Raw genomic sequence first — 5,880 nt, 5'->3', positions numbered from 1 at the left:
ATGAATTAAGTGAGAACGTAAACACTAAATTTGTGAATATGGATCTTGACTATAAGTATAACGACGAGAATGATCCAAACAGATTTTATTACCGAAGTGACCACTATAACTTCGCGAAAAACAACATTCCGATCATTTTTTACTTTAATGGAACTCATGCCGATTATCACAAAATGACCGATACTCCAGATAAGATCGAATATGACCTGTTGGCTAAACGTGCGCAATTAGTATTTCTTACTGCCTGGGAGATCGCTAACCGTGATGAAAGACTTGTGGTTGATAAACCGATCGAAAAAGATTCAGAATAATTTCTGAATACCATAAAACTAAAAAGCTCCTGTGAAGGAGCTTTTTTAATGCTTTGATCTCAACTTTCGAAATGTTATCTAATTTTTATTCTGAAGCAATGGAACAAATCTGAAGTTCCCATATTCAGTTTTATCAAATTCTTTTGGGGATTTCCGAATAAACAATGTCATGATCTGCACGTCTGTTCCTACCGGGATGACCAGGCGTCCCCCAACCTTTAACTGGCTCAGCAGATCCATTGGAACTTCTGGCGCACCGGCAGTAACAATGATCTTGTCATAAGGTGCATATTCAGGAATTCCTTTATAACCATCCCCAAAACTCAAATATTTGGGTCTGTAACCGATTTTCGACAAAAAGGTTTTGGTCTTTTTATATAATTCCCTTTGTCTTTCAATACTATAGACTTTGGCGCCAAGCAAGCAAAGTACTGCCGTTTGATAACCACTTCCAGTTCCAACTTCCAGCACCTTTTCTCCGGGTTTTAACTCCAGAAGTTCAGATTGAAATGCTACCGTATAAGGTTGTGAAATAGTTTGATCTGCCGCAATGGGGAATGCCTTGTCCTGGTATGCATGATCTTCAAAACTGCTATCCATGAACAGGTGTCGTGGGATCTTTCCAATGGCAGCCAGCACTTTCTTATCGGTGATTCCTTTTTTCTCCACCGTTCTTACTAATTGCTGTCTTTTTCCCTGATGTCTGTAAGTATCTTTCAAGTCCGGTTTGCTTTGTTGCGGGTATAAAATTAGGCAAAGAAGCCGACTATTCCCAAGTAATTTGCACTCCCAATTTGGCCTGTAATTGTAAAGTATTTAATATCAAAATGCTATTTTTGTGAAAAATGCAAAATATATGCTGAAAGCAGGAGTTCTGGGTGCAGGTCATCTTGGGAAAATTCATCTTAAATTATTACAGCAGTCTGATAAATATGATCTCATCGGGTTTTATGATGCGAATGCTGAAAATGCAAAAAAAATTTCAGAAGAATTTGGCTACAAAATGTATGAGAATCTGGATGAACTTATTGCAGATGCAGATGTAATCGATGTGGTTACTCCTACCCTCGCGCATTTTGATGTTGCAAAAAAAGTGATTACTGCCGGTAAACATTTATTTATCGAAAAACCCATTACCAATACCTTCGAGGAAGCAGAAGAACTAATCAAACTTGCTGAAGAGCATGGAGTAAAAGGGCAGGTTGGTCACGTAGAAAGATTCAATCCAGCATTTCAGGCGGTTAAAGATCGCATTGAAAACCCAATGTTCATTGAAGCACATCGTTTAGCTGAATTTAATCCGCGTGGGACAGATGTACCGGTGGTGCTAGACCTTATGATTCACGATATCGATGCGGTGATGAGCGTAGTAAAATCTGAAGTGGTAAAGATCAATGCCAGCGGAGTTTCAGTAATCAGCGACACTCCAGATATCGCGAATGCGCGTATAGAATTTGCAAATGGTTGTGTGGCAAATCTTACCGCGAGCAGGATCTCCATGAAGAATATGAGAAAATCGAGATTCTTCCAGCGTGATGCATATATTTCAGTAGATTTTTTAGAGAAAAAATGCGAGGTTGTAAAAATGAAGGATGCTCCAAAGGATCCAGATGATTTTGCGATGATCCTTCAGAATGCTGAAGGAGTGAAAAAGCAGATCTATTTTGATAATCCAGATGTTTCAGCCAACAACGCCATTCTTGAAGAACTGGAAAGTTTCGCTGAATCAATCCAGAATGATACCGAACCGGTGGTGACCATGCAACAGGCGGCAAATGCCCTTAAAGTTGCCAACCAGGTGATCGCCAATTTTAATATTTAAACTAAAATACAGTTCAGGATGTTTCCGAAGTGAAATAAACCGGAACACTTAAAATCTATATTTCTATGAAAAATATTGCCGTAATAGGAGCCGGAACAATGGGAAATGGGATCGCACATACCTTTGCCCAAAGCGGATATAAAGTACATTTGATCGATATTTCTGAAGATAGCCTGAAACGAGGAATGGATACTATTTCAAAAAACCTTGATCGCATGGTGTCCAAAGAAAAGATCACTGAAGATGACAAAAATGATACCTTATCCAACGTTAGCACTTTTACCAGCATTGCTGAAGGAGTTAAAGGTGTAGACCTTGTTGTAGAAGCTGCCACAGAAAATACAGACCTTAAACTGAAGATCTTTAAGGATCTTGACGCAAATACTGAAGCCAGCACTATCCTGGCAACAAACACCAGTTCTATTTCGATCACCCAGATCGCCGCTGCAGTTTCTAATCCAGAAAGAGTGATTGGAATGCATTTTATGAATCCTGTACCTATTATGAAGCTGGTAGAGATCATTCGCGGTTACAATACCAGCGATGAAATCACCATTACCATCATGGAGCTTTCTAAGAAACTGAATAAAGTGCCGGTAGAAGTAAATGATTATCCAGGATTTGTGGCAAATAGAATCCTAATGCCGATGATCAACGAGGCGATTGAAACTCTTTACAATGGAGTCGCCGGAGTTTACGAGATCGACACTGTAATGAAACTTGGAATGGCACATCCTATGGGACCACTGCAACTGGCAGATTTTATTGGTCTTGATGTTTGCCACTCCATTCTGGAAGTAATGTATGATGGCTTTAAAAATCCTAAATACGCACCTTGCCCACTACTTACTAACATGGTTCGTGCTGGAAAGATTGGAGTAAAATCTGGTGAAGGTTTCTATGATTATTCTGAAAGCAGAAAGGCAGAAAAAGTTTCAGAACAATTTAGCAGCTAGAACTGCTGAAATAGTATTAGGGCTTAATTTCAGGTTATTCTGAAGTTTTTACAGTCTGGAAATAGCATTTAAAAATTGACAAAAATACTACCTTTTAAAGCGGTTCGCCCGGCAAGAGAATTTGTCGGGCTTGTCGCATCCCGTTCTTATGAGGACTATAATGAAGAGGAATTAAAGGCTCAGCTGGAATTCAATCCTTATTCATTTCTACATATCATAAATCCCGGGTATAAATTTCAGCATGAGATTGGCGGTGAAAAGCGATTTGGAATGGTCAAGAACCGTTACCTCGAGTTTCGCGAAGACTGTACTTTTATACAGGATGAACTTCCCTCCTATTATATTTATAAAATCCACACCCGTGATGGCGATTGCTGCGGAATCATTGCAGCGGCGAGTGTTGAAGATTACGAAAACAATGTCATCAAACGGCATGAAGATACCATCGCGCACAGGGAAGAATTATTTAAGGAATATCTGAAGGTCGTTGGCTTTAATACAGAACCGGTACTGCTTACCTATCCAGATGATCCCGTGATCAATGAGTTGCTGGAAGAAAGAATGAGATCAAGACCTGAATATGAATTTGCCACGGCGAATAAAGAAATACATTCGCTATGGCTTATCGACGAGCCAGAGAACATCGAGAGGATCAGGCAACAATTCGCTGCGATCGAACAATTATATATCGCAGATGGTCATCATCGTAGTGCATCCTCCTGGTTACTGGCGAAGGAAAGCAGGGATCAAAACCCTGATCATACAGGAAAAGAAGCCTATAATTTCTTTATGAGCTACCTCATCTCTGAAAGCAACCTTCGAATTTTCGAATTCAGCCGACTCATAAAAGACCTGAACGGACATTCAAAAGAAGAATTCCTAATCCTGCTGGATGAATGGTTCAGAATAGAAAATCGCGGGATCGATATTTACAAACCTTCCAAAAAACATCATTTTAATATGTATCTGGATGGCGAGTTCTATTCATTATATCTTCGGAAGCATAACGCCGAGTTTACAGACTCCTTGAGTGAGTTGGATTCCTATATTTTGTATGAGAAGATTCTGAAGCCTATACTGGGGATTGAGGATCTTCGTTACGACAAACGTATTGCGTATATTCACGGTCGTAACGATCTAATAGAATTAAAAACAAGGGTAGATAGCGGGGAATTTGAAGTCGGATTTGGAATGTTACCTGCAGGTATCGAAGAAATCAAGCAAATTGCCGATGAAAATTTGACCATGCCGCCAAAAAGTACTTATATTGAGCCGAAATTGCGAAGTGGTCTTACCATTTATGAATTTTGACTTCAGCGCAATAACCAACCTGCCCTACCAGGGATTTTATATCTTTAATTAAAGTTATAAAGGATGAGTGTTTCAGAAAATATAAAAAAATACAGAAGTGAACTTCCTGAAGATGTGAAGCTGGTCGCTATTTCAAAGACCAAGCCTAACGAGGATCTTATGGAAGCTTACGAAGCTGGTCAAAGAATTTTTGGAGAGAACAAGATCCAGGAGATGACCGATAAGTGGGAAGAACTTCCCAAAGATATTGAATGGCATATGGTTGGTCACGTACAGCGCAATAAAGTGAAGTACATGGCACCCTATGTGGATTTAATTCACGCGGTGGATAGCCTCAAATTATTGAAGGAGATCAACAAACGCGCGAAACAGAATAAACGTTCCATCGATTGTTTATTACAGATAAAGATCGCTGAGGAGGATTCAAAATTCGGGATAAGCAGGCAGGAAGCTCGTGAGATTCTGGAATCTGAAGCTTATGCTGAAATGAAACATGTAAATATCATAGGATTGATGGGAATGGCAACATTCACTGAAGATGAGCAACAGGTCCGCCAGGAATTTGATCGTTTAAAGTCCGCTTTCGATGATTTCAGCCAGGATTTCCCTGAACTCAAAGAGATCTCTATGGGCATGAGTGGTGATTACAAAATTGCCGTGGAATGTGGTTCGACTATGGTGAGAATTGGCAGCAGCATCTTTGGTGAACGCAACTATAATTAAAACTAGAGGAGAGAGTATTTGTACGCTATACTAGACATAGAAACCACCGGTGGGAAATACAACGAGGAAGGCATCACCGAAATAGCAATTTATAAGTTCGATGGCCTTAAGGTCGTGGATCAATTCATTAGCCTGGTAAATCCAGAACAGCCTATTCAGCCGTTCGTGGTTAATCTAACCGGGATCAATAATGATATGCTTCGGAATGCTCCTAAGTTTTATGAAGTAGCTAAACGAATCGTAGAAATTACCAAGGACTGTATCCTGGTCGCGCATAATGCCAAATTTGACTACCGAATTTTAAGAACTGAATTTAGAAGACTCGGTTTCGAATACGAACGCAAAAGTCTTTGCACCGTGGAGCTTTCTCAAAAATTAATTCCCGGTCAGCCTTCTTATAGCCTAGGTAAGCTGGTAAGATCGCTGGGGATTCCTTTGAGTGATCGTCACAGAGCTTCAGGCGATGCACAGGCGACTATAAAATTATTTAAGATGCTACTTGCGAAAGATGTTGAAAAAGACATTATGAAGGAGCATGTTCGAAAAGAACCTAAAAAGAACCTCGATACAAAGCTGGGCTTTATCCTGGAAGAACTTCCTTCAGAAACCGGTGTTTATTATTTCCATGATGAGAATGGAGATATCATTTACGTTGGGAAGTCTAGAAATATCAGAAAAAGAGTAAATCAGCATTTCACCAACGACAATCCAAAGTCGCGGGAAATGCAGAAAAAGGTAGCTTCAGTATCCTTTGAAC

7 protein-coding genes are annotated in these 5,880 nt (G+C 39.9%); 6 read left to right on the top strand and 1 reads right to left on the bottom strand.

What is annotated here, in order from left to right:
- On the top strand, positions 1–311 hold a 311-nt coding region (locus QZ620_RS13215), incomplete at its 5' end, for a M28 family peptidase (RefSeq protein ID WP_295182501.1).
- A gap of 78 nt (positions 312–389) precedes the next feature.
- Here QZ620_RS13215 and QZ620_RS13210 read toward each other — a convergent pair.
- Positions 390–1,031, bottom strand: coding sequence for a protein-L-isoaspartate(D-aspartate) O-methyltransferase (locus QZ620_RS13210; RefSeq protein ID WP_295182500.1), 642 nt, complete (start codon positions 1,029–1,031; stop codon positions 390–392).
- 136 nt (positions 1,032–1,167) lie between these two features.
- Here QZ620_RS13210 and QZ620_RS13205 point away from each other — a divergent pair, with 136 nt between their 5' ends.
- The 5 genes from QZ620_RS13205 to QZ620_RS13185 form a co-directional block, all read left to right on the top strand.
- Positions 1,168–2,133, top strand: a complete 966-nt coding sequence (locus QZ620_RS13205; protein WP_295182502.1) for a Gfo/Idh/MocA family oxidoreductase — start codon at positions 1,168–1,170, stop codon at positions 2,131–2,133.
- A gap of 65 nt (positions 2,134–2,198) precedes the next feature.
- Positions 2,199–3,089: a 3-hydroxyacyl-CoA dehydrogenase family protein gene (locus tag QZ620_RS13200; protein ID WP_295182498.1), complete on the top strand. Its 891-nt coding sequence runs from the start codon at positions 2,199–2,201 to the stop codon at positions 3,087–3,089.
- A gap of 75 nt (positions 3,090–3,164) precedes the next feature.
- Complete coding sequence (locus QZ620_RS13195; protein ID WP_295182496.1) at positions 3,165–4,400, top strand: DUF1015 domain-containing protein; 1,236 nt, start codon at positions 3,165–3,167, stop codon at positions 4,398–4,400.
- Between the two features lie 63 nt (positions 4,401–4,463).
- On the top strand, positions 4,464–5,123 hold the full coding sequence (locus QZ620_RS13190) for a YggS family pyridoxal phosphate-dependent enzyme (RefSeq protein ID WP_295182494.1): 660 nt from the start codon (positions 4,464–4,466) through the stop codon (positions 5,121–5,123).
- An 18-nt stretch (positions 5,124–5,141) separates the two neighbouring features.
- Positions 5,142–5,880: exonuclease domain-containing protein (locus QZ620_RS13185; protein ID WP_295182491.1), on the top strand; the 739-nt coding region annotated here is incomplete at its 3' end.

Origin of the sequence: uncultured Christiangramia sp. (genome assembly GCF_913046405.1) — a bacterium.
GTDB lineage: Bacteria > Bacteroidota > Bacteroidia > Flavobacteriales > Flavobacteriaceae > Christiangramia > Christiangramia marina.
This window is presented reverse-complemented; position numbering and strand designations above follow the sequence as displayed.